The organism is Sphingopyxis sp. Root154 (genome assembly GCF_001427105.1).
Classification (GTDB): domain Bacteria; phylum Pseudomonadota; class Alphaproteobacteria; order Sphingomonadales; family Sphingomonadaceae; genus Sphingopyxis.
Window position 1 is genome coordinate 1,066,450 of record NZ_LMGI01000002.1, and the last position, 23,123, is coordinate 1,089,572.

The 23,123-nt window shown below is 64.8% G+C and carries 22 protein-coding genes; 6 read left to right on the plus strand and 16 right to left on the minus strand.

From position 1 onward, the window contains the following. The first annotated feature begins 74 nt into the window (after positions 1 to 74). From ASD73_RS10750 to ASD73_RS10765, 4 genes are all read left to right on the plus strand, one after another. Entirely contained in the window at positions 75 to 1,244 is a 1,170-nt protein-coding gene (locus ASD73_RS10750; protein WP_056372183.1) for a hypothetical protein, read from the plus strand. Positions 1,245 to 1,252: 8 nt separating this feature from the next. Beyond that, entirely contained in the window at positions 1,253 to 1,549 is a 297-nt protein-coding gene (locus ASD73_RS10755; RefSeq protein ID WP_056372185.1) for a putative quinol monooxygenase, read from the plus strand. A gap of 98 nt (positions 1,550 to 1,647) precedes the next feature. Continuing rightward, positions 1,648 to 3,078, plus strand: coding sequence for a DUF1800 domain-containing protein (locus ASD73_RS10760; RefSeq protein WP_056373501.1), 1,431 nt, complete (start codon positions 1,648 to 1,650; stop codon positions 3,076 to 3,078). A gap of 3 nt (positions 3,079 to 3,081) precedes the next feature. After that, on the plus strand, positions 3,082 to 4,257 hold the full coding sequence (locus ASD73_RS10765; RefSeq protein WP_056372187.1) for a DUF1501 domain-containing protein: 1,176 nt from the start codon (positions 3,082 to 3,084) through the stop codon (positions 4,255 to 4,257). On the opposite strand, the gene xth is transcribed toward ASD73_RS10765, so the two are convergent. The 7 genes from xth to ASD73_RS10800 form a co-directional block, all read right to left on the minus strand. Then, a complete protein-coding gene (gene xth, locus ASD73_RS10770; RefSeq protein WP_056372189.1) occupies positions 4,200 to 4,970 on the minus strand; it encodes an exodeoxyribonuclease III in 771 nt (256 codons plus the stop codon). The two genes, ASD73_RS10765 and xth, sit on opposite strands and share 58 nt — an antisense overlap. Positions 4,971 to 5,009: 39 nt before the next feature. Continuing rightward, positions 5,010 to 5,351 (minus strand): iron-sulfur cluster insertion protein ErpA, encoded by a 342-nt coding sequence (erpA, locus tag ASD73_RS10775; protein ID WP_056372191.1) that lies wholly within the window; start codon positions 5,349 to 5,351, stop codon positions 5,010 to 5,012. A 93-nt stretch (positions 5,352 to 5,444) separates the two neighbouring features. After that, on the minus strand, positions 5,445 to 6,146 hold the full coding sequence (locus ASD73_RS10780) for a M23 family metallopeptidase (protein WP_056372193.1): 702 nt from the start codon (positions 6,144 to 6,146) through the stop codon (positions 5,445 to 5,447). A gap of 117 nt (positions 6,147 to 6,263) precedes the next feature. Then, positions 6,264 to 7,055, minus strand: coding sequence for a ferritin-like domain-containing protein (locus ASD73_RS10785; RefSeq protein WP_056372196.1), 792 nt, complete (start codon positions 7,053 to 7,055; stop codon positions 6,264 to 6,266). A 1-nt stretch (position 7,056) separates the two neighbouring features. Then, positions 7,057 to 7,521, minus strand: coding sequence for a peroxiredoxin (locus ASD73_RS10790; protein WP_056372198.1), 465 nt, complete (start codon positions 7,519 to 7,521; stop codon positions 7,057 to 7,059). Next, positions 7,518 to 10,226 carry a bifunctional [glutamine synthetase] adenylyltransferase/[glutamine synthetase]-adenylyl-L-tyrosine phosphorylase gene (locus tag ASD73_RS10795; protein WP_056372200.1) on the minus strand — a complete coding sequence of 903 codons (2,709 nt, stop codon included), beginning with the start codon at positions 10,224 to 10,226 and terminating at the stop codon, positions 7,518 to 7,520. Before ASD73_RS10795 ends, ASD73_RS10790 begins: the two co-directional genes overlap by 4 nt. 54 nt (positions 10,227 to 10,280) lie before the next feature. Beyond that, positions 10,281 to 11,075 (minus strand): response regulator, encoded by a 795-nt coding sequence (locus ASD73_RS10800; protein WP_056372202.1) that lies wholly within the window; start codon positions 11,073 to 11,075, stop codon positions 10,281 to 10,283. Between the two features lie 208 nt (positions 11,076 to 11,283). Between ASD73_RS10800 and ASD73_RS22770 the strand changes: the two genes are divergently transcribed. Further along, positions 11,284 to 11,454 (plus strand): NepR family anti-sigma factor, encoded by a 171-nt coding sequence (locus ASD73_RS22770; RefSeq protein ID WP_156377358.1) that lies wholly within the window; start codon positions 11,284 to 11,286, stop codon positions 11,452 to 11,454. Positions 11,455 to 11,457: 3 nt separating this feature from the next. Here ASD73_RS22770 and tgt read toward each other — a convergent pair whose 3' ends face one another. From tgt to ASD73_RS10815, 3 genes are all read right to left on the minus strand, one after another. Continuing rightward, on the minus strand, positions 11,458 to 12,579 hold the full coding sequence (gene tgt, locus ASD73_RS10805) for a tRNA guanosine(34) transglycosylase Tgt (RefSeq protein WP_056372203.1): 1,122 nt from the start codon (positions 12,577 to 12,579) through the stop codon (positions 11,458 to 11,460). Between the two features lie 48 nt (positions 12,580 to 12,627). Next, on the minus strand, positions 12,628 to 13,116 hold the full coding sequence (locus ASD73_RS10810; protein ID WP_056372206.1) for a hemerythrin domain-containing protein: 489 nt from the start codon (positions 13,114 to 13,116) through the stop codon (positions 12,628 to 12,630). A 61-nt stretch (positions 13,117 to 13,177) separates the two neighbouring features. Continuing rightward, entirely contained in the window at positions 13,178 to 15,343 is a 2,166-nt protein-coding gene (locus ASD73_RS10815) for an EAL domain-containing protein (protein WP_235534329.1), read from the minus strand. 240 nt (positions 15,344 to 15,583) lie between these two features. Here ASD73_RS10815 and ASD73_RS10820 point away from each other — a divergent pair, with 240 nt between their 5' ends. Continuing rightward, positions 15,584 to 16,246, plus strand: coding sequence for a helix-turn-helix domain-containing protein (locus ASD73_RS10820; protein WP_162248149.1), 663 nt, complete (start codon positions 15,584 to 15,586; stop codon positions 16,244 to 16,246). 72 nt (positions 16,247 to 16,318) lie between these two features. Here the strand turns inward: ASD73_RS10820 and ASD73_RS10825 are convergent, their stop codons facing one another. The 6 genes from ASD73_RS10825 to ASD73_RS10850 form a co-directional block, all read right to left on the minus strand. Next, positions 16,319 to 16,732, minus strand: coding sequence for a hypothetical protein (locus ASD73_RS10825; RefSeq protein WP_056372212.1), 414 nt, complete (start codon positions 16,730 to 16,732; stop codon positions 16,319 to 16,321). Positions 16,733 to 16,842: 110 nt separating this feature from the next. Further along, entirely contained in the window at positions 16,843 to 17,760 is a 918-nt protein-coding gene (locus ASD73_RS23200) for a hypothetical protein (RefSeq protein ID WP_056372214.1), read from the minus strand. Between the two features lie 8 nt (positions 17,761 to 17,768). Then, positions 17,769 to 20,396, minus strand: coding sequence for a hypothetical protein (locus ASD73_RS10835; protein WP_235534331.1), 2,628 nt, complete (start codon positions 20,394 to 20,396; stop codon positions 17,769 to 17,771). Then, the gene (locus ASD73_RS10840) at positions 20,393 to 21,196 is read right to left on the minus strand and encodes a fimbrial biogenesis chaperone (RefSeq protein ID WP_056373505.1); all 804 of its coding nucleotides are present in this window, start codon (positions 21,194 to 21,196) and stop codon (positions 20,393 to 20,395) included. Before ASD73_RS10840 ends, ASD73_RS10835 begins: the two co-directional genes overlap by 4 nt. Positions 21,197 to 21,295: 99 nt before the next feature. Then, positions 21,296 to 22,090: a hypothetical protein gene (locus ASD73_RS10845; RefSeq protein ID WP_056372215.1), complete on the minus strand. Its 795-nt coding sequence runs from the start codon at positions 22,088 to 22,090 to the stop codon at positions 21,296 to 21,298. A gap of 143 nt (positions 22,091 to 22,233) precedes the next feature. Further along, complete coding sequence (locus ASD73_RS10850) at positions 22,234 to 22,758, minus strand: hypothetical protein (RefSeq protein WP_056372217.1); 525 nt, start codon at positions 22,756 to 22,758, stop codon at positions 22,234 to 22,236. Positions 22,759 to 23,123 lie beyond the last annotated feature (365 nt).

Sequence of the window (23,123 nt, forward strand, 5' to 3'; positions counted from 1 at the left end):
TGCGGGTCGCCAGCGCCATTTCTATGCCCTAATGCGTCGCCAATAATATAGGTCAGCCAATTCAGGAAACCAGTATGAGCGGACATTCGGACGGCCCGATCACCATCCACCCGGTCAAGACCAAGGACGATTTGCGCGAATTCGTCGAGCTCGCCTTTCGCCTCAATCGCGGCGATCCGTCGTGGGTGCCGCCGCTGAAGGGCGAGGTCTACGGCCTGCTGACCCCGGGCAAGAATCCGTGGTTCGAACATGGCAAGGCGCAGTTCTTTCTCGCGCGGCGCGAGGGCCGCACGATCGGGCGCATCTCGGCGCATATCGACGAACTCGCGCTCGCGCAGCCCGCCGAGCAGGGCATGGGGCCGGGCACTGGCAACTGGGGCCTGCTCGAAGCCGAAGATGAGGATAGCGCGCAGGCGTTGCTCGCCGCGGCCGAGGATTGGCTGCGCGGCCAGGGCATGCACCGCGCGCTCGGGCCGCTGTCGATCTCGATCTGGGACGAACCCGGCCTGCTGATCGAGGGGTTCGACAACCGGCCGACGGTGATGATGGGGCACAATAGCCCGCTCTATCGCGGCTGGGTCGAGGGTGCCGGCTATCGGCCCGTGAAGCAGCTGCTGAACTATGATGTCGCGATCGACGAGGGGTTTCCGCCGATCGTCAACCGCATCGTCGCGGCGGGCGAAAAAAATGCGCGCATCCGCATCCGCAAGGTGAACAAGCGCCGCTTCGCCGCCGAGGCGAGCCTGATCATGGGGCTGCTCAACGATGCATGGTCCGACAATTGGGGCTTTGTCCCGCTGACCGACAGCGAAATCGCCTATGTCGGCAAGAAGCTGAAAGACATCGTCTTCGAGGATCTGATCCGCGTCGCCGAAGTCGACGGCGAGCCCGTCGCCTTCATGATCGTGCTGCCGAACATCAACCAGCTCTTGATCGACATGGACGGTTCGCTGCTGCCTTTCAACTGGGCACGGCTGCTCTGGTGGCTGCGCAAACCACAGAGCCATATCCTGCGCGTGCCGCTGATGGGCGTCGCGAAGAAGTTGCAGAACAGCCGGATGGCGAGCACCCTCGCCTTCATGATGATCGAATATATCCGCCGCGACGCGGTCGCCGATTATGGTACCAAGCGCGGCGATATCGGCTGGGTGCTCGACGACAATCAGGGGATGAACGCGGTCGCCGAGGCGATCGAGGCCAGGGTCAACCGCGTGTACCAGATCTACGACAAAGCGCTGGGCTAGGTGCGCCCATGCTCAAGGTCATCGCGCAGGATTTCATAAAGCCCGACGCCGTCGACGTCGTTTTGCCATTCTATCGCGAGCTGGTCGAAAAGACGCGGTTGGAGCCGCTGTGCATCGCCTATGACCTGTTCGAAGACCGGAAGGACCCCGGCCACTTCATCTTCATCGAGGAGTGGCCCGACCGCGCGGCGCTCGATATCCACTGCCAGTCCGAACATTTCACCCGGCTGGTCCCGCTGATCAACGCGCACCAGCGACAAGAGGGGACCTTCATTCTGATGGATGCGATCGCGTGCCCCCCCTGACAAGCCGCTGCACCGCGGCAAAGCCGCACCCGGCGTGATGGGACAGCTTTGCGACAAAATGGGGCCACCGTGCATTGGAGGCATGGAAAGGCTTTGTCGTGGCGACCCTATATCTTGCCGCCAATCGCTTCGGCCTTGGCCGTCGGTTCGACGATCCGGCGATTGATGACCCGAAAGACTGGCTGACGCGCCAGATCGGCGACTATGACCCCGCCCCCCCGGCGTTGGCGGGGCTGGCCGGACGCGAGGCGATTGCGACCGCCTATGCCGAATATCGCGACGAGCGGCAGGCGATGCGCCGCGAGGCCGCCGCCATGCCGATGACCGAGGAGGAAAAGGGTATGGACCCCGAACTCCGCCGCCTGTTGCGCTCGGCGATCCGCCGCCATTATGTCGACGCAAGCGCCGCGCGCCTGTCCGCGGCCGTCGCAACATCCACCCCCTTTCCCGAGCGGCTGGTCCATTTCTGGGCGAATCATTTCGCGGTGTCGGCGGACAAGCAAACCGTCGTCGGCTTCGCGGGCCATTACGAGAATGACGCGATCCGCCCGCATATCATGGGCAAATTCTCCGACCTCCTCATGGGCGCGGTCCATCATCCCGCAATGCTGCTCTATCTCGATCAGGCGCAGAGCTTCGGTCCCGCCAGCCCGTTCGCGACGCGCGTGCGAAACCGCGGCAAGGGCAAGGCGCCGGGGCTCAACGAGAATCTCGCGCGCGAGATATTGGAGCTGCACACGCTCGGCGTGCGCACGGGCTATACGCAAACCGACGTGACGGCTTTTGCAAAGGCGCTCACCGGCCTGACCGTCGCGGGCCTCGGGCGCGGCGCAGGGCAGCGGCTGATGCCCGCCGATGCGCGGCCCGGCGAAACGGTGTTCATCGGCCCGCTTCACGAACCCGGTGCACAGACGATCCTCGGCAAGCGGTACGACGATGCGGGTGCCCGGCAGGCCGAAGCCGTGCTGCGCGACCTGGCCGTTCATCCCGCGACCGCGAAGCATATCGCCGCCAAGCTGGCGCGCCATTTTACGGGCGACGTGCCGCCTGCGGCATTAGTCGACCGGTTGTCGGCCGACTTCCTCAAGACCGGCGGCGACTTGCCTTCGCTCTACCGAACGCTGATCGCCTCGCCCGAGCCGTGGGCAGCCACGCCCGTGATGTTCAAATCGCCGTGGGACTGGACGGTGTCGATGCTCCGCGCGCTGAAGGTCCCCGCGTTTGGCGAGCGGCAGAATATCGCCGCGATTTTCACCCAGCTCGGCCAGCCGGTGTGGCGCCCCGGATCGCCTGCGGGCTATGACGACAAGGTCGCCACTTGGGCGGGATCGGCGGCGCTGATGCAGCGCGTCGAACTCGCGAGCCGGATCGCGGGGCGGATCGGCGACCGCGCCGATGCGCGCCAGCTCGCGCCGCTCGTCCTCGCCGACGCCCTCACCCCCGAAACGCGCCAAGCGATCGCGCGCGCTGACAGCCCGGGTCAGGGCATCGCGATTCTGTTCGCCAGCCCGGCCTTTTTGCGGAGATAGACGATGATCCTCTCACGCCGTTCGATCATATTGTCGGGGATCACCGTCGCCACCGCGGGCGCGCTGCCCCACTTTGCCTACGCCGCCGCGGGCACGCCCAAACGCCTCGTCTTCATCATCCAGCGCGGCGCCGCCGACGGGCTCGCGACGGTCGCGCCAACGGGCGACCCCGCCTTTGCCGCCGCGCGCCGCGCGATGGCCGACGAGACTATGGGCGGCGCCAAACTCGACGCGATGTTCACGCTGCATCCCGCGATGGCCGCAACCGCTGGCCTGTACACCGGCAAGCAGGCGCATTTCGCGCATGCCGTCGCCACGGCGTACCGCGACCGCTCGCATTTCGACGGCCAGAATATGCTCGAGGGCGGCGGGGCGCGTCCCTATGGACGCGACACCGGCTGGGTCGGGCGCCTGCTCACCTTGTTGCCCGCCGCCGAGCGCGATGCGATCGCGATTGCCCCGGCGGTCCCGCTCGCGCTGCGCGGGACGGTGCAGGTGGGGACCTATGCCCCGAGCCGCCTGCCGCAGGCCGACGCCGACCTGATCGCGCGGCTGACCGCACTTTATCAGGACGACCCGCTGCTCCATCCGCTGTGGGACAGCGCGGTCAAGACGCAGGAGCTCGCGAGCGACATCGGCGGCAACAATGGCCGCAACGGTGCCGACCTCGGCAAGCTCGCCGCGTCGCTTATGCTGCCCGAGGACGGCGCGCGCGTGATGATGGTCGAAACCGGCGGCTGGGACACGCATAGCGGCCAGCGCGGGCGGCTTGCGGCGCAGCTGCGCGGGCTCGACCAGCTCGTCGGTGCATTGCAAACTGGCCTTGGTTCCGCGTGGAACGATACGCTCATCATCGTCGCCACCGAATTCGGCCGCACCGTCGAGGTCAACGGCACTGGCGGCACCGACCATGGCACCGCATCGACCGCGATGCTGCTCGGCGGCGGGCTGGCGGCGGGCGGCAAGGTGTCGGCCGACTGGCCGGGGCTCGGCGCCGCGGCGCGCTACGAAGGCCGCGACCTCAAACCGACGCGCAGCCTCGAAAGCGTGATCGCGGGTGCGGTCGCGCATCATTATGCGCTCGACCCGAAGCGGGTGATGACGACGCTGTATCCGGATGCCTACTCGAGGATCGCCCACGTAGGCGCATGGTCGCTGGCCTTCTCGCGGCCGCGATGATCCTTGTCGACCCCGGCATCGACCAGCCGGTCCGCAAGCGCGGGACTGAGCAGCAGATGGTCGATGCGGAACCCATGGTCGCGCTGCCAGCCGCCCGCCTGATAGTCCCAGAAAGTCCAGATCCCGCCCGCCGGATGGCGGCTACGAAGCGCGTCGGTCCAGCCGTCGCCAAGCAGGCGGAACCAGGCATCGCGCGATTCGGGCTGCATCAGCGCGTCGGTCGCCATGACGCGCGGGTCCCACACATCGTCGTCGTGCGGGATGACGTTATAGTCGCCGGTCAGGATCGTCGGAATTTCGGACGCGAGGAGGAATTTCGCGCGCTCGCGCAGCCGCGCCATCCAGCGGAGCTTATAGTCGAATTTTGGCCCCGGCTGCGGATTGCCGTTGGGAAGATAGATCGACGCGACGCGCAGGCCGTGAACGTCGGCCTCCAGATAACGCGACTGTTCGTCTTCGGCCTCGCCCGCGAGCCCGCGCTGCGTCTCGACCGGTTGAGTCCCCTTCGCGAGGATCGCGACGCCGTTGAAGCCCTTTTGCCCATGATAGAGGAAGCCGTATCCCGCCGCCTCGATCTCTTTCGTCGGCATCGTTTCGTCGCTCGATTTCAGTTCCTGCAGGCAGGCGATATCGGGCTGCGTTTCCTCGAGCCATTCGACGAGGCGTGGCAAACGGGCCTTGATCCCGTTGATATTGAAGGTCGCGATTTTCATGGCGCACCTATGCCAGCAAGCACGGCGCTGTGAAAGGCGTCAGATCGAGAAGCTGGACCCGCAACCGCAGCCCGAGGCCGCGTTGGGATTTTCGACCTTGAACGACGATCCGCCGAGCGAATCGACGAAATCGACGATGCAGCCGCGCACGAGGTCGATGCTGACCGGATCGACCACCAGCTTCACTCCGTCGGTTTCGGTTACGATGTCATCGGCATCGATTCCTTCGGCCAACCCGAAGCGGTAGGTAAAGCCCGAACATCCGCCGCCATCGACCGCGAGGCGGAGCGCAGCCTCGGTTCCGCCCTTGCGGTCGGCGATCCAGCGGACGCGCGCCGCCGCGGCGGGCGACAGGGTGATTTCTGAAAGCTGCGTGGCCATGATCGCTAGATAGGAGCCTTATGCACAAATAAAAAGGGCGCCTCGACGGTTAACCCGCCTGGCGCCCCTCCTCTCCGACCCAGGAAAGCTCTTTTATTCGGGACCGCCCATCGCGACATTCTTGCCGGTGATGGCGGCGATCGCCATCTGGTCCGAGCGAACGAACGGCATCGGATTGACCGGTGCGCCTTCGATGCGGACTTCATAATGGAGGTGGTTGCCGGTCGAACGGCCGGTCGAACCGACGTAACCGAGGACATCGCCCTTTCTGACCGACTGGCCAGGGGTGACGACATAGGAAGACATGTGGCCGTAGCGCGTCTGGATGGCGTTGCCATGTTCGACTTCGACATAATTGCCGTAACCGCCGAGGCGCTGGGCGCGGCCGACGATGCCGTCGGCGGTCGCGTAAATCGGGGTACCGCGCGGTGCCGGGATGTCGATGCCGTTGTGGCGCGCGACCTTGCCGGTGACCGGGTGGACGCGCATGCCGTACGACGACGACAGCGACATCTGATCGATCGGGCGGCGCGAAGGCACCGCCACGCCGATCGAGGCGGTCAGGCCGGTGTCGAGGCGCTTCCATGCCTGGAAAATCGCCCGGGCTTCGCTGTCTTCGCTGGCCGAGGGGACGCCAGCGGTAAAGCTGTCGTCATCGGGTTCGTCGGGAGCGACAATGCCGGCGTCGGCACTGGTTTCGGCAGCGTGGGCGGCCGGTGTGGCCAGTCCAAAACATGCTGCCGCGCAGATTATTGCGACTTGGTGCAACTTCTGCGCCAGAAGAGTGTTGATCAAAACTACGACCCCGCATCTGCCATGTCGCCAAAGTCCGTAAAATGGGCCTTGGCGCCGGTGTTTCTTGGTTTGGATGATTGCTCATCCCCCGCGGAAGCCTGTGTGCTGCCCCAATCCTTACGAAGCAATAACGGCGTAGAATTCTTGCGTTAAACCGGCGTCGTGGCGCGCCGAGTCGTTGAACGGAGGCTTCAAACTGCCCCGAAAGCGCGATTTTACTAGGGCCTGCCACGTTTCAACGACGTTGAATCCCCTTTCGTCGCACTTTTCCCGGAACCAGACTGTGCCCGCGCTCACATGGCGGATTTCGTCGTTGTAAATACGCGATAAAATCCTTGCCGACGCCTCATCGCCGGCGGCGCGGAAGCGCTCGACGGTTGACGGCGTGACGTCAAGTCCCCGCGCTTCGAGTACCATCGGCACGATTGCGAGCCGCGCGAGCGCGTCATCCGCCGTGTCCTGCGCAGATTCCCACAATCCGGCGTGCGCCGGCAGCGCGCCATAATAGCTGCCAAGCTGGCGGAGGCGCCGGTCGAGCAAGGCGAAATGCATCGCCTCATCGGCGGCGACGCCGATCCAGTCATCGACGAATGCCCGCGGAAATTCACCGCCGAAACGGCCTATCAGGTCGACCGCCAGGTCGATCGCGACGAATTCGATATGCGCGAGCGCGTGGAGCAGCGCGACACGCCCCCGCTCCGATCCTCCCTTGCCACGCCGCGGCATCCGGTTCGGCGCAAGCAGTTCGGGCGCGGCGGGCCACGCCGGCTCGTCGGGCATCGCCGTATCGCAGCGATGCGCGAGCTTTCCCTGCCGCCATGCGCGCGCGAGGCGGCGCGCCGCGCGGCGCTTGTCGTGCGGGTCCGGCGTCAGCAGGACCGCGCGCGCGGCTTCACCCAGAGTCGGCATGTCAGAGGGCTTTTGCCGCCTCCAGAACGGCGTCGGCATGGCCCTTCACGCGCACCTTCCGCCATTCTCTGAAGAGCTTGCCGTCGGCGCCGAACAGGAAGGTCGAGCGTTCGATCCCCATATAGGTGCGGCCGTAATTCTGCTTTTCGACCCAGGTGCCAAACGCTTCGCACACCGCTCCTTCCTCGTCGGAGGCAAGGCGGACGGTCAGGCCATATTTGTCGCGGAACTTGCAGAGTTTCGCCGGCGCGTCGCGCGATACCGCGAGGATCTGAGCGTCCAGCTTCGCGAATTCGGGCGCGAGGCGCGTAAAGTCCTGCGCTTCGGTCGTGCAGCCCGGCGTATCGGCCTTGGGGTAGAAATAGACCACCAAAGGTGCGCCCTTCATCGCGGCAACGTCGATCGCCGCGCCGTCGGCATCGAGAAGCGTCACGGCGGGAATGGTGTCGCCGATTGCGAGGGTCATGACTTGGTCTCCTGCTGCGCCGGGCGAATCGACGCCCACCAGTTCGCGATCTCCTGCCGCGCCGCGTCGTGCGCGGCAAGCAGTTGCGGCCAGCCGGGCTCGCCGCACTGGCTCGCCACCAGCTGCCGCGCCGCCGCCGTCGGCGGCTCGCCCTCGGGCGCGGTGAGGCGCAGCATGACGAGCATCCGCGCGAGCAGGCCGTGCGCCTCGATCACCTCTTGCGGGACGAGCCCCGCCGCCTTCATGCAGCCAAGCGCCGCCGAGATATTCGGATCGTGGCACTGGCCGCTGACAAGCTGTGTCACCTGCATCGCGAATTCGAGGTCGACGAGGCCGCCCGGCCCGCCCTTGATGTCGAGCGCGCCGTTCGCGGGCTTGTGCGCGGCGATCTTGCTCCGCATCTCGGCCGCGTCGGCCGCGAGCTTCGCCGAATCGCGCGGGACCCTGAGCAGTTCGTCGATGATGCGCTGGACCTCGGCCTTCGTCGCATCCGAGCCATAGACCGGCCGCGCGCGGAGCAGCGCCATATGTTCCCACGTCCACGCTTCCTCGCGCTGGTAGCGTTCGAAGCTGTCAACCGTCACGACGAGCGGCCCCTGCGCGCCCTGCGGGCGCAGCCTTGTGTCGACGTCGTAGAGCTTGCCCGCCGCGGTCGGCACCGACATCGCGCCGGTCACGCGTTGCGCGAGCCGGTTGTAATAGGTCGTCGCACCGAGGGGGCGCGGCCCGTCGGATTCGGCGAGATGATCGCCGGTGAAGAGATAGATGAGGTCGAGGTCCGACGCATGCGTCAGCGCCCTGCCCCCGAGTCGCCCGAGCGCGAGCACGACGAGTTCGCTGTCGGGGACGCGCCCGTGCGCGGCGACGAATTCGGCGACGGTCGCGTCGGCAAGCACCTGCAGCGCCGCTTCGGCAAGCTCTGAATAGCCGCATGCGATCGTCAGCGGGTCGGTCGCGCCCGCGACGAGTTGCGCGCCATAGGCAAAGCGCCGCTCGCCGACATGGTCGCGAACGCGGTCGAGCAACCGCTCATAATCGAGCGCCGCAAGCCCCGGCGCCCATTCGGCTGCCAGTTGTTCCTTGTTCGCCGGCGCATCGAAGGCGCGCTGGTCGATCAGCCCTTCAATCAGCTCGACCCGCGTGCCGAGCGCGTCGGCGAGCGTTGGCGCGAGCGACAATATCCGGGTCGCGATGCGCGCCAATGCCGGCTGCGCGGCGAGCAGGTGGAAAAAATTGATCGCGCTCGGCAGGCCCCCCACCAGCTTGTCGAAGCGCGTCAGCGTCGCTTGCGGATCGGGCGCCGCGCCCAGCGCCTTGACCAGTTCGGGCAGCATCGTCTCGAGCGCGTCGAGCGCCGCTGTGCTGCGCAGCGCGCGTAGCTTGCCGCCGCGCCATTCGGCGATCGTGCGCAGCGCGGCATCGGGCGGGTCGAACCCCGCCGCGACCAATTGCACCGCGAGGCTGTCCTCATCGCGCGGCAGCCCCGTCGTCACCGCGCGCTCGGCGACAAGCCGGTCGTAACAGCCGCCAACGTCGTTCACGACGGGCTTGAGCGCCGCGAGCAGCGCCGCGCCATCGGCCTCGCCGTCGAGGCGCGCGACGCAGTCAAGCGCGGCTTCCTGGGTGGGCAGGCTGTGCGTCTGCTGATCCTCGATCATCTGGAGCCGATGCTCGATCCGGCGCAGCGTCGCATAATGGCCCGACAGGCGGTTGGCGTCGCCCGGCTCGATCCGCCCTGCGACGGCGAGCGCGGCGAGCGCATCGACCGTCGCGGGCACGCGCAGCGACGGATCGCGGCCGCCGTAGATGAGCTGGTGGACCTGCGCGAAAAATTCGATCTCGCGGATCCCGCCACGCCCGCGCTTGAGGTCGAAACCCGGACCGAACGCCTGTCCCTGCGCGAAATGGTCGCGGATCCGGTCGCTCATCGCGCCGATTTCCTTGAGCTGGCGGAAATCGAGGCTGCGGCGCCAGATGAAGGGCTGGATCGCCGACAGGAATTGCTCGCCGAGCATCCGGTCGCCCGCCGACGCGCGGCTGCGGATGAACGCCGCCTGCTCCCACGCGAGCGCTTCGGATTCATAGTAGGAGATCGCGGCGTTCACCGGCAGCACGATCGGCGTTACCTCGGGATGCGGACGGAGGCGGAGATCGACGCGCAGCACATGGCCATCGCCTGTGCGCGCCGACAATATTTCGGTCATCCGCCGCGCGATCCGCACCGCCGCCTCGCCCGGATCGTCGCGCTGGCGGCGCGGCAGCGTTTCGGGATCGAAGATCAGGATCGGGTCGATGTCCGACGAGTAGTTGAGCTCATAACTGCCGAGCTTTCCGAGCGCGATCACCGCGAGGCCGCGTGGCTCCTCGCCGGGTACGCGTTCGGCAAAAGCGGCGGCGAGGGCCGCATCGCACGCCTGGTCGGCAAAGTCGGAGAGCAGCCGCGTCGTCGTCGCCACATCATGCTCGCCCGACAGATCGCCGAGCGCGAGAAGCAGTGCCATCCGCCCGCGCCATTGGCGGAGCGTCCGCATGATGTCGTCGCTGACCGGCGGCGCGCTGACGTCCGCGAGCGCGGCCTCGGTGCCGTCACCGAGGTAGCGCGCAACGTCATCGGGATACAGTTCGGCGAGCCGCGCGAGGAAGGGTGCATGCGCGCTTAGCCGGTCGAGCGCCGACTGGCGGCGAGAAGCGTCCAATAGTGTCATCGCCCCGCCCTATCGCCCGCGCCTCGGCGCGTGACAAGGGCGGGCGACACCAGCTCAGGCTGGGATCGTGCTTTCGTCGAAGAACAGCACCTGCGAGATCGCCGCGCGCAATGTTGCGGGCTGGTAGGGCTTGGTGAGCAGGAAGGCCGGCTCGGGCCGGTCGCCGGTCAGCAGCCGTTCGGGGAAGGCGGTGATGAAGATGACCGGCACCTTGAGGTCGGTCAGGATTTCTTGCACCGCCTCGATCCCCGAACTGTTGTCGGCGAGCTGGATGTCGGCGAGCACGAGGCCCGGCTGGTGCTTTTGCGCCTCGGCGACCGCCTCGCGGTGCGTCGTCGCGACGCCGACGACGTCGTGACCGAGTTCGCGAACTATCATTTCGATGTCCATTGCGATGATCGGTTCGTCCTCGATTATCAGGATGCGCGCGCGCGTCTGGCGGTCGATCTCGTCGGTCGCATCGGCGATCAACGCGCGCACCGCCTCGGCGTCGCGGCCGATGATGCGGCCCGTGTCTTCGAAGCTGAAACCCTCGACCGCGGTGAGCAGCAGCGCCTGCCGCGCGAGCGACGGAATACGGCGCAAGCGGGCATCGGCAATCGCCATATCGCTCAGCGCGCCGTCGTCGTTGGCGGCCGCCTGTTCGGTCATCAGACCGAAATTGTCATGAACCATTCGATAAAGCTGGATGCGCAAATCGCTGCCGGTATCAACCGCTCCGGGGTTGGCCACCAGCGTTTCGAGCAACCGCGCAACCAACGCATCGCCGCTTTGCTGGCTTCCGGAAATGGATCGACCATAACGCCGCAAATAGGGAAGATGCGGCGCAACCGACTGACCCAATGACATATTTTACCTCCTGATAGTCGCACAAACTTTGACGGACGAGTCCGGAAAAGGGACATACGCCCGTGCTTCCCCGTCACCATCCGATATATTTCAACATTTGGGAACGATTTAGCGGGAAAATAGTTTCATCTCGAAGGAACAAACACGCATTGCTCTTTGGTGTATGCGCGGTTAGCAAAAGGCCCCATGTCCAGCGGATACTTTGATAATGTCGTCTAAAACCGGTTCGCCGCGCAGCGAGACCTCCGGAAAGGACGCGGATAAAAAACCTTCCGCCAAGGGGCAGGACGTCAACGGCGCCCTGCGCCGCGCCTATGAGTCCACCGTCGACGAAGATATTCCGCAGTCCTTGCTCGACCTGCTCGGCAAGCTCGACTGATTTTCAGCGGCGGTAGCGCGCGTCGAAATCTTGTCGGAACGATGCGAAGCTTCCTGCGGCGATCGCGTCGCGCATCCCCTGCATCAGATCCTGATAGAAATGCAGATTATGCTGCGTCATCAGCATCGCGCCGAGCATCTCGCCCGAGCGGACAAGGTGATGCAGATAGGCGCGCGACCAGGTCGTGCAGACGGGGCAACCACAGCTTGAATCGAGCGGCGCCGGATCCTCGGCGAATTTCGCATTGCGAATGTTGATCGGGCCGTCCCAGGTGAAGGCCTGTCCGTTGCGCCCCGACCGTGTCGGCAGCACGCAATCGAACATATCGACCCCGCGCGCGACCGCGCCGACGAGGTCGTCGGGCTTGCCCACCCCCATCAGGTAGCGCGGCTTGTCGGCAGGTAGCTGCCCCGGCGCATAATCGAGCACCCCGAACATCGCTTCCTGCCCCTCGCCCACCGCAAGCCCGCCGATCGCATAGCCGTCGAACCCGATGTCGGTCAGCGCCGCTGCGGAACGCGCGCGCAGCTTCGCGTCGAGCGAGCCCTGCTGGATGCCGAACAGCGCCGAGCGCGCCGCATGCTCCTCGCCCGCGTCGAAACCCGCGCGGCTGCGCGCCGCCCAGCGCATCGATCGTTCCATGCTCGCCTCGGCGCGCTTGCCATCGACGCCGTTCGGCGGGCATTCGTCGAACGCCATCACGATGTCGCTGCCGAGCAGGCGCTGGATTTCCATCGATCGTTCGGGGGTCAGCATGTGGCGCGAGCCGTCGAGGTGGCTCTTGAAAGCGACGCCCTCCTCGCTCTGCTTGGTCAGCGCCGACAGGCTCATCACCTGATAACCGCCGCTGTCGGTCAGGATCGGGCGGTCCCAGCCCATGAAATTATGAAGGCCGCCCAGCCGCGCCATCCGCTCGGCGGTCGGGCGCAGCATCAGGTGATAAGTATTGCCGAGGATGATGTCGGCACCGGTCGCGCGCACTTCGGCGGGGCGCATCGCCTTCACCGTCGCGGCGGTGCCGACGGGCATGAAGGCGGGCGTGCGAATCTCGCCGCGCTGCATCGCGATCGTGCCGGTGCGCGCGGCGCCGTCGGTCGCGGCGATCGTAAAGGCGAATCTTGTCATCGCGCGCGCCTATGCAGAGGCGCGCGCCAAAAGTCGAGGATCGAGCCGTTAAGCCTTCGCCTCTTCGCTCGAGGGTTCCTCCTCGGCCGCCTTCGCCTTTTCCTTCGGCTTTTCCTTTTCGAATATCTTGATGAGCTCGCGCTTCTTCGCGTCGGACAGCCCCTTTTCGGCTTCCGGGAACATCTCTTCCTCCTCCTCGTCGATATGGTGGAGATAACGTTCCTTCATCGTGCGGAAGCGCGTGAGCCAGCCGGTCGAGGAAAAGTCCATCTCGTAAAGCTCGATCAGAAAATCCTCGATTTCCTTATGCTCGGCGACGCTATGCTGCGCCTCGTCGCGTAAATCGGGATTCGCGAGCATCGTCGCATAGAGCGACATTTCTTCCGACGCGGCGTGCGCGGTCACCTCGACGCGGAAGGCTTCGAACAGATAGCGGCGCTCGTCACTGTCGCCCTGCGTTTCATCGATGCGGGCCAGCAACTCGCGGTGCCGGTCGTGATCGGCCTTCAGCCGCGCAAAGATTCTGGTCTCGGTCATGTCGGTCTCCGTCCGTTGGCGGTTGGAGACAGAACGGGTCAGCGCCGAGGGGGTTCCGACCCTAGGCGGCTTTCCAGTCGCTCGTCGTCGTGAACGAGGGCAGCGCGAGCGCGGAAGTCGATTGGGTCGCAGCCGCGATCAGATAGGGCGAAACGCGGTGACGCGTGCAGAGCCCGCCATTGCCGTCGCTGACCATCGTCTGTTCGAATTCAACGCCCTGCTGATGCCTCATCGACCGGCGGACGGTCGCGGTGACAAGCTGCCCCTCACCGAAATCGATCACGAAGCGCGTGCCAACGGGCACATCCAGCAGCCCCTCGATGAAGGCGCCGGTGGCCGACAGGTTGCGGATCACGACGGCATAACGGTGGTTGTCGTGGATCGCGCCAACCTTGCGGAACAGCGAGAAGCGGTCGTTGCGCTGGCGCGCGGGGCCCGCCGGCTTGATCGTCCACGCCCCCTCGGCATGGTCGAGCAGTTCGGCCTGCGGCACCGCCTTGCTGTAGACATAGCCCTGGACGTGACTGACGTTCAGCTTGCGGACGAGGTCGAGCTGGTCGAGCGATTCAATGCCTTCGGCGGTTGTCTCCATTTCGAGCGCCTCGGCAAGGGCGACGATCGCGGCGATGATCGCGCCGTTACGCGACCCCGGGATCGTGGCATCGCGAACAAAGCTCTGATCGATCTTGATCTTGTCGAACGGGGCGGATTGCAGATAGGCGAGCGACGAATAGCCGGTGCCGAAATCGTCGAGTGCCAGGCGAACTCCCAACTCCTTCAGCGCCTTGAACATCCGCGCGGTCTCGGCGGTATCGCCCAGAAACACGCTTTCGGTGATTTCCAGTTCGAGCCGGCCCGGAGCAAGCCCGGTCGACGCGAGCGCCTTCGCGACGATCTTCGGCAGGTCCGCATTCGCGAACTGGATCGGCGAGACGTTGACGGCCACCCGCATGTCGCCCGGCCAGCGCGCCGCATCTTCGCACGCGGTGCGCAGCACCCACTCGCCAAGTTTCCAGATCAGGCCGGCCTCTTCGGCAATCGGAATGAACACCGCGGGGGAGATCACGCCGCGTTCGGGGTGGGTCCAGCGGATCAGGGCCTCGACCCCGCTCACCAGGTTCGATTTGGAATTGACGACCGGCTGATAGATCAGCGTCATCTCATCTCGCACCAGCGCGTCGCGCAGATCGTCCTCCAGCGCGCGGCGATCCTCGGCCGCGGTGTGGAGGTCGCTCGAATAGAAACTGAACCGCCCGCGGCCGTTCCCCTTTGCCGCATAGAGCGCAAGGTCGGCGTTGCGGACGAGGTCATCGCTGCTCAGACCATCGAAGGGCGCGATCGCGACGCCGACCGACACGCCGATGATGCAGCGGCTGCCCTCGACCGAATAGGGTTGCGACAGGCTGGCGATGATGTCGGCGGCCATGTCGCCCAGCTTGCCGCGATCCTCGATGTCGGGAAGGATGATCTGGAACTCGTCGCCGCCCAGCCGGCTGACCATCTCCCTGTCGCCGACGATCTTGAGCAGCCGTTCGGCGACCTGCTTCAGCAGCGCATCGCCCGCCGGATGGCCGAGCGTGTCGTTGACCTGCTTGAAGCGGTCGAGGTCGAGCAGCATGATCGCGCACGAACGCTGCTGCTGCGCGAAGGCCGCGAGCGTCGCGTCGAGCTTTTTCGAAATGGCGAACCGATTGGCGAGCCCGGTCAGCGAGTCATAGAGCGCAAGCCGCGAGGCGTCCTCGGCCGAGCGGCGCTGTGCGGTCACGTCGGTCCCGCTGCCGCGATAGCCGGTGAACTTGCCGCCGCCGTCAAACTGCGGCCGGCCCGAAATCGCCCACCAGCGATCGTCGCCCTCGAACGCGCTGCGCAGCGGCAGTTCGTCGAACTTTGATTGCCTGGTGAGAAGGAAGGGCAAGGTGCGCTGGCGCTCGCCGTGATTGTCGCCGGGCAGGAACAGGTCGGTAAAAGCGGTGCCGAGCAGCTGGCCGGTCGTTCGCCCCATCAATCGCGCCACCGAATCGGTGATATAGGTCAGCCGGCCCTTGGCGTCGGTCGACCAGAACCAGCCCTGGCCGCTCTCCTCGTAATTCTGGAGCAGCAGCAGCGCTTCATGGGTGTGCAAGTTCGCCGCGGTATCGCGCTGCTTGCCGATACGCGAGCCGATCAAGCCGAAAAAGCCGCGCTGGCCCTCATCGACTTGGTCATCCCCCCGGTCGCTGGAATCCATCCGCGATGGCCCGTCCATCAAACAAACTCTTCACCTGATCCCCACACGCCCGCTGCTATGCCGACAAGGAATTGCGATAGTGTAAATATCTAAGGGTTTTCCGGAAACCGTGCCATTCGAGGATGTTGCCGGCATCGCTTGCCCGCGGCCCGGGGCCGTCCCCGTGACTTTCGGGCGCCCTGCCCTATTAACCTTTCGGCGAAGCCAAATGTTAATATCGGGCTCGCGATGGATGCGCTCATGGCGATGACTGTGTATCTCGACAACACGCTGCGATCGGCCGGAAATGGCCGTGCGTCGCGCCGGCAATTGCGCCTTCCGCTCCACGGGTCGAAGGCGGCGGGCGCCGAAATCGAGGCGCTGGTCCACAATATTTCCGCCACGGGCATGCTCGTCGAAAGCACGGTGCCGCTCGAGGTCGGCGAGATGGTCGAGGTCAATCTGCCGCACAGCGGAAAAACCGCCGCCCGCGTGATCTGGACCAGCGAGGGCATCGCCGGATGCCAGTTCGAAATGCCGATCTCGCCCGCAACGCTCAGCGCCGCACAGCTGCGAAGCGTGGTGGGCCCGGATGCGCCCGCGCCCGACCACCGGCCCGCCGCCGCGGAAAGCTTCGGCGTCCGCCTGCAGCGGCTGCGAACGGCAAGGGAACTGACTCAGGGACAGCTCGCCATCCATTTGGGGGTCAGCGAACCGTCGATTTCCGCATGGGAACTCGACAAGGCGCGGCCCAAAGCCGGCCGCATGGAAGCCTTGTCGCTCGCGCTCGGCGTCGAAATCGCCGAACTCCTCGGCATTGACGAGGCCGAAAATCTGAACGAGCTGGTCGCGAAAGCCAAGGCGCAAATCGCCAAGGCGGCCGGCGTCAGCCCCGAGAACATCAAGTTCACGATCGAGATGTGACCCGCAGGTCGCGCAACACAAAACCCTCCGACGTCGCCGGAGGGTTTTGTGTTTGGCCGTAACTGGCTGACGTCAGGTGGGAATGATCGTCAGTTCGAAACGATCGGTATCGAAGCCCTGCTCACCGGGCACTGCCGCGATGGGTCGTTCCCGGACCCGCGGGCCGGTCGCGCGGCTGAGAACCGCACGGCCCGAGCCGTTGAGGACGATCTCGTCATTTCCGGCGATGATCCGGGCGCCTTCCAGCGAACCCGGCGCATAGTTGATCACAAGATCATAGCCCGTCGGCGCATTGCAATATTCGCGGAAGCTGCCCAGCGACACGGCATTGCCGCTGATCGCGCCGAATCCCGTCGCCTGATGCTGCACCGTGCAATGAACGGGAACCGTCAGGCTGAGGTTGAAGCCGAACGTGGCCGCCGTGGCGGTCGTCGGTGCCGCAGCGAGTACGAAGCTCGCAACGCCGAGCGAGAATTTCTGAATCATCCGCCAAACCTTTCCGCCTGTAGGCCGAAGCTGTTGGATGATTGTTTAGGCTCGCAAATCTAACATTCAGTTAAAGCGCGCCGCCGGAAGGCGCGACCGCAGCGGATGAGTCAGCGTGCGGTCACCGCAATCGAGATCACGTCGCTGTAAACGCCCGCGCGGCGATCGGACGTGTTGCCGATCAGGAATTGGATGGGCAGCGCGTCGCGGCGGAGGTTGCCGTTCGTCGAACCCGATATGGTGCGCATGCCCGTGAGATTGACCGAATTTCCGCCGATCGCGAGGCTGTAAGGCACATACCATTCGCTCGAACCGAGGCGCAAGCGGCCCGAATTGACCGACGTGACGCTGAGGTCATAGGAGCCCGTGCTGGCAACGCGAAGCTGAAGCGGCACCGGCGCGACGCCGGGGCGCAACTCGCCGAGATCGACGACCGCATGCCCGTCACTCATCGTGTAGGCACCCGCGAGGCCGATCCGCGCCGAAGGCAGGACATCGATGCCAAGGACGATGCGCGTGCCGCCGAGCGAGCGGAAATTGCCGTCCTGCGCTTCCAGCGTCACGTCCTGGGTAAAGGTGCCCGACTCCTTCACATCGTCGGGATCGGCAACCAGCTTGAAGAGCAAGGTCCGCGATGCATTGGCGCCGAGGGTCAGCATCCGCTGCGACGGGCTGCGCTGCGTCCGCCCGACGCGCGGGGTCACGTCCTGCGTATCGGTCAGGTTGAGCAGGGCATAGCCGATCGGCTTGCCCGTGCCCTTCGACAGGCCAAAGGGCGGCTGGCTCAGTTCGAACGTCGGGGTGAAGCGGCATTCCGCGGTGCCTTCGTTGACGAAGGTGACCCCGAACGTGCCTTCGGGAATCGCGCTGTCGAACGGATCATAGCCCTGGATCAGCCAGCTTGTCGGCGTCGCGTTGGCGCGGATGAGGCAATCGGCGCCGCGGATGTTGGCGCCCGGCGCCGGCGCCTGCGCGTGAAGCGGCACAGCGAGGAATGCGGCGGCGAGGAACAGGGTATGGCGCAGCATAATGCCTCCTAATTTTTCGTACCGGGGCGAACGGTGCCAAGGTTCAATAGACCATCGGTGTCCGCGGGTACTGTGAATTCGAAACTCCGGTCGATCGTGCCATTCGGGCCATAGGTTTCCACCAGATAGCGGCGGCCCGGCAGCAGGTTGGTGATCGCGAAGCGTCCGACCGAATTGGTGAAGAACGGTATCGGCTTGGGGCTTTCGGCGTCCTTGACGTCGAGCAGCGTCACGCGACCGCCGATCAGCGACACGGGCTTTTCGGGCGCGAGGATCAACGTGCCCATCACGCTGGCGAACGCATCGGTACCGATGCGCGCCGCATAGCCGCTCTTGTAGGGCGGATGGACGCGGAACACGCCGGGGCCGGTGTCGTAGCCCGTCGGCGGATTCTCGACGTCATATTGCACCGACTGAGTGGCATAGGAGCCGAGGAAATTGTTGACCGCTGCCCCCAGCGCACCGCTCTTGCTGATATAATTATTCTCGGCGAGCGACTGCCCGGCGACGACGCTGCGCTTGCCGAGATTCTTGTGCGGCGACAGCAGCATGAAGCTGTCGTTGATGCGCCGCCCGATGCCGAAGCTGCCGTCGGCGAAGGCCAGACTGGTGCCGACGCGGACCGTCGTCGCATTGAGCTCTGCCACATCGGACAGGCTGGGCCCGAACGTCGCGTGGCTAATCGATGCATCGAAGCGGTTGGCCGAATAGGTCGCATAACCGAGTGCGCGCGCGCTGTTGTCGTCGCGGGTGACGACGCCGCCGAAACCGAGGCTGTTGAGCTGGTTGAGGCCGCTCTGGTTGTAGGAAAGCTCGCCCAGATTGTCGCGGCTTTCATAACGCGCCTCGGCGCGGCGGCGATAATCGGGCTGGAAGACCAGGCCGACGTTGAAGCTGACCCCGCTGCCGCGCGAAAAGGCCGACGGAAATTTGGCGTAGTCGACCCCGGCGCGGATCGTCCAGCGCCGGTCGACACGGTAAAAGCTGGTAACCCCGGCGCGATAACTGTCGCCGAGCGCACCGCGGCCCTTGAGGTAGGACGCCGAGGCCGTCGCGGTCAGGCGCATAGTGAATTGCCGCGAATACTGCCCCGTAACCGTTGCCGACGTCGTGTTGACCCCATCGACATTGCCGAGCGTTGCAAATTTGGGCGACAGATAGTCGGCGCGCAGCGTGAAACTGTCCGACAGCCCTTCGCGGTCGATGAAATGTTCATAGCTGACGCCGCCGGCGAAACCCTCGCCCGCGGTTTTCGAATGGCTGCCGCCGGCATCGAGCAGCAGACGGCCGCCGTTGGGGAGGACGAACTGGGTCTGTCCGGTCAGCAGCTGGACATCCTTGCTGGCCTGGAAGCCGACACCGATCGCGGGGCGATTGAAAAACGCCTTGCGAAAGAAACCGGTGAAGGCGACCGGACCGCGATAATCGGGCGCGCCGCCGAAGGTGCGGCTGGTCGGGCCGAAAAAGGCGCCATATTCATAATCGCCAGGATCGAGGTCGATCGGGTCGAGATATTGCTGATAGGAAAGATTCTGGACCGCGCCGCTGTTGTCGGTGACCTGAATATCGACATCGTTGCTGCCCGCAATCAGCGGCAGCGAGCTGAAGTCGTAGCGGCCCGGCTGGAGGCGGACCTCGCGATAAAGCGACCCGTTGCGCAGGAAACGAACGGTCGATTCGCGTTGCAGGACCAGCTGGCGATTCGACTGGAGGATCGCCGAGCGAAAGCTGTTGAACCGCCGCCGCTGGCGCAGCACGCCGACGCCGCCCATTTCGACGAAGGATTGCTGGCCGCGGATTTCGGGGTCGAGATCGCCGAGGAACCAGCGTCGGTAAACCTCCGGCTCGTCATAAACGAGGCGCGCATAGTTGCGCGTGAATTTATACGAATCCCCGGCCAGTCCGAATTGCTGCCCGACCTGTGCGTCGCCTTCGAACACGAATTTGCCGAGCCGCACCGCACCGTCGAAGTTAATCGTTGGCGGATCGGCCTGATTGCCCTCCCAGATATAACTTTGAATCGCGCTGAGGTTCAAAAAAGCCGAAAACCCCGCGGGCTGCATCGTCACATCGTTGGCGTCTTCGCGCGGCGGCGCGAAAATATCCTTGATCGCCCGCTGTTCGGCGGACACCTCGACGACGACGACCGCCAGGGTGCTGGGGTCGTAGGTGAGTTGAACGCCCGTCTTTTCGAGGTCGTCCGAACCGAAATTGGGTAGCGACGCCAGACGCGACGCCAGCCCGGCATGCGCTTCCTCGTTCAGTACCGGCTGCATCAGCCGCACGAAGGTCGCCGATTCGAGCAGGAAGCGGTCGTCCGCGGTCAGCATCATCGGAATATCGCCGAGGCTGCTGCTCTGGAAGGTCAGCGGCACCGTCATTTCGATGTCGCGGTCGTACGGGTTGATATCCGGGCGGCCATGCGCCCCGATCGGAAGCTGCGGCATGACCGGCGTCGGCGTCGGGATCGGCGGGATCTGCGTCCCCGGCAGCGGAATGACTGTCGGGGCGCCCGGATCCTGAACGGTCGGCGAAGGCCGCGGGTTTTGCGGCAGCGGAATCGATACCTGCGCCGCCGCTGTGCTCGCACACAGCGCCGACAGCGCCACCGTACTCAGAGCGAACCCGATCCTCACTGCTTGAACGACAGCTTGATCGGTCCGGGGCCAAAGCCGGGAACGGGCACGCGGAAAACGCGCTCGCCCTGGGCGGGCACATATCCGGTGCCGACGGCGCGATTGAGTTCTTCGGGTGAAATATCGACGCGCAGCCATTTGCCGTCGGTGCCGGTGCCCTCCAGCTGCCAGCCGAAGTTCGACATCATGGCGTGGCGGCGGCCGTCGTTGCGCAGGGTGATTTCGACCCCGTCCTGCATCGGCGGCAATTCTTTCGATCCCGGCAAAGCGGGGGGTTGATACATGACCTGCTTGACCGTCGTCGCCTTGACGTCGGGCTTCGCGCCGGGAGGCGCCACCACGACCAGCGCGCGCATATTGTAAAGCACCTGGACCTGCGCGCCGAGCGCGTCGGCGGAGCCGGGCTCAAAGGCGACGGGCAATTGCTCGACCGAGACATAATAGGCTTGCGATGCCGCCAACTCGCCGCCGCCCACCCATTGCAGACGAACGACCTGCCGTCCGCTGGCGGGCAAAACGCCCTGTGGCGGGAAAATCAGGAAATCCTGGTCGGCGGGGGTTTCGACGATATTCCCCTCCTTGTCGATCTCCATCCGGAAAACGCGGGTCTGGAACGCCAGATTGCCGGGATTGATATTCTGGACCTCGATTCGCGCCACCGCATTGGTGCCGCGCGATTCCATTTCGACGACCATCGGCGAGACGCGCATCGCCAGCGCGGGGCTGACCAGTAGCACGAGAGCGGCGAGCGCAGCCAAGAGCGCGCGCGCATGACGCTTCACCGTCGCAAAAGCTGTCATATTCCCCATCCCCCTGCCGTCACGCGGCATATTCCATCAAATCATAAAGAAAGGGGAAAGATCGCTCTTTCCCCTCTCCCTATTCGTTACCGCGCGGGATTAGAGAGCGCGCAGCGTCAGCGTGGTCTTGCCGGTGTACGAACCAGCGACCAGACCCTTGTTGGTGACGGCCGGAGCAACGATGTCGATGTCCATGCGCGAACGCCATGCACCCTGCTGCTTCAGGCCGGCGTTGCCGTTCGTCGGGACGACGAGCGACTGAGCCGAACCGGTGGTCTGCGCGTTCAGCGCAACGCCGGTCCACGAAGCGGTCACCGAGTAAGGGATGTTCGCCTGGAACTCGTCGGTGTCATAGCCACCCGGGTTCGCATTCACGAGACCGCGGATATCGTCCTTGCTGATTTCGACCGAGTTGTTGGTGTTGCAACCCGCGGTCAGCGTGTCGATGTTGGCTTCGGCCGGGCCGACCATTTCGAACGCCGAGTTGACGTTCTCGTTGTTGCCGGTGCGAACGCCGATCACGCCGAAGTCGATGTTGCGGGCGTTCGAGGTGTTGCCAGCGTAGAACGAGCAGTCGCGGTTCACGGTGCCGGTCAACGAGAATTCGACGTTGACGGTCGGCGTCGCGGTTTCGCTGTCGCTCGGAGCGTCAGCCACTGCACGGTAGCGCGTGCCAACTTCAAGCGCGACGCCGAGCTCGCCAAGAAGCTGACCAGCATTGATGCCGAAAAGGCCCGGCTGCGGGTTGGTGATCTGGTAATCCACCGGAACGCTGCCGACCAACGGAATGGAAACCGAACCGGTGCCAGCATAGTGACGCTGGTTGGTCTGCGCCATGGCCGGGGTCGCGATGAGTGCGATGGCGGCGACGGTGCCGCTAAGGATCTTCTTCATAATCTTCTTCCCTCTATTATTACGCCCTGCCCAAAAGCCGGGCGACGGCGTGATTTTTGCACCGTCTGGTCGGAGAACCGGGAGGGCATCGGTGCCTACCCTTCCGGCTTAATTCCGCCCGCGACCTGGCCGCAGGCGAATTTCTAGATTGGAGAGACCGTGATCGTGATCGTTTCCGAATAGTCGCCAGCCAGCAGCCCGGCCTCGCCCGAAGGCTCACCAAGCTCGACCGCGAGGACCATGCCGTCCGTCGCGATGCCGCCGTTGCTGGAGATGACGCCGCCGGCCAGAAGCTGGCGGCTGTTGAAGGATTGGCTCACCGTCTGCCGCGACGGATATCGCACGGGCATTTCGACGGCGAGATTATAAGGCAGGACGCCGCTGTACGGGCCTTGGCCGTTCGGCATCGTCGTGTGGGTCAGGCCGCCGCGGGCGCCCTTGATCGTCATCGTGAAAGGGACGTTGCAATCGAGCGCAACGCGCGTTTCGATACCCAGTCCGCGGCGTTCCAGATTGCCGAAATCCATATTGACGATGCTGCCCATCGCGCAATGCTGGCGGATCGCCCCGCTGACCGCGATTTCGAGCGATTTGACGTTCCGGATTTCTTCTGCGTTCGCGGGCACAGCAAAGGCCGCCGCGGCAAGCGCAAAAAGCATGAACCTCATGACTCGAACCCCCAAAAATCCGGACGGTTTCAGGCTCCGCTTTGCGGCTGGCCATCGGCACCCCCGTGCCCGATGAGCCGCGACCCGACTCATCAACCCGTCTGTTAATAAAAACTTAGTACATAAATTAAGACAGCTTCGCACCCCCAAATTGGGTCCGGCCAAAATTGGGCGCCGGCGATGTCGTTCAAGTTCAACGTAAATCGGCGCTTTCCGGCGCCTGTCGAGGGTTAATCCGGCGCACGTCAATCGGCCGGTCGAGCTATCGGCGTTCAGAATCGGGACAGCCGCCGTTAAAATCTTAACAGAAAAATTAGCTATAAGTTAATTTGAGTTACTGAAATCCCGAGAAACCCATGACGGAT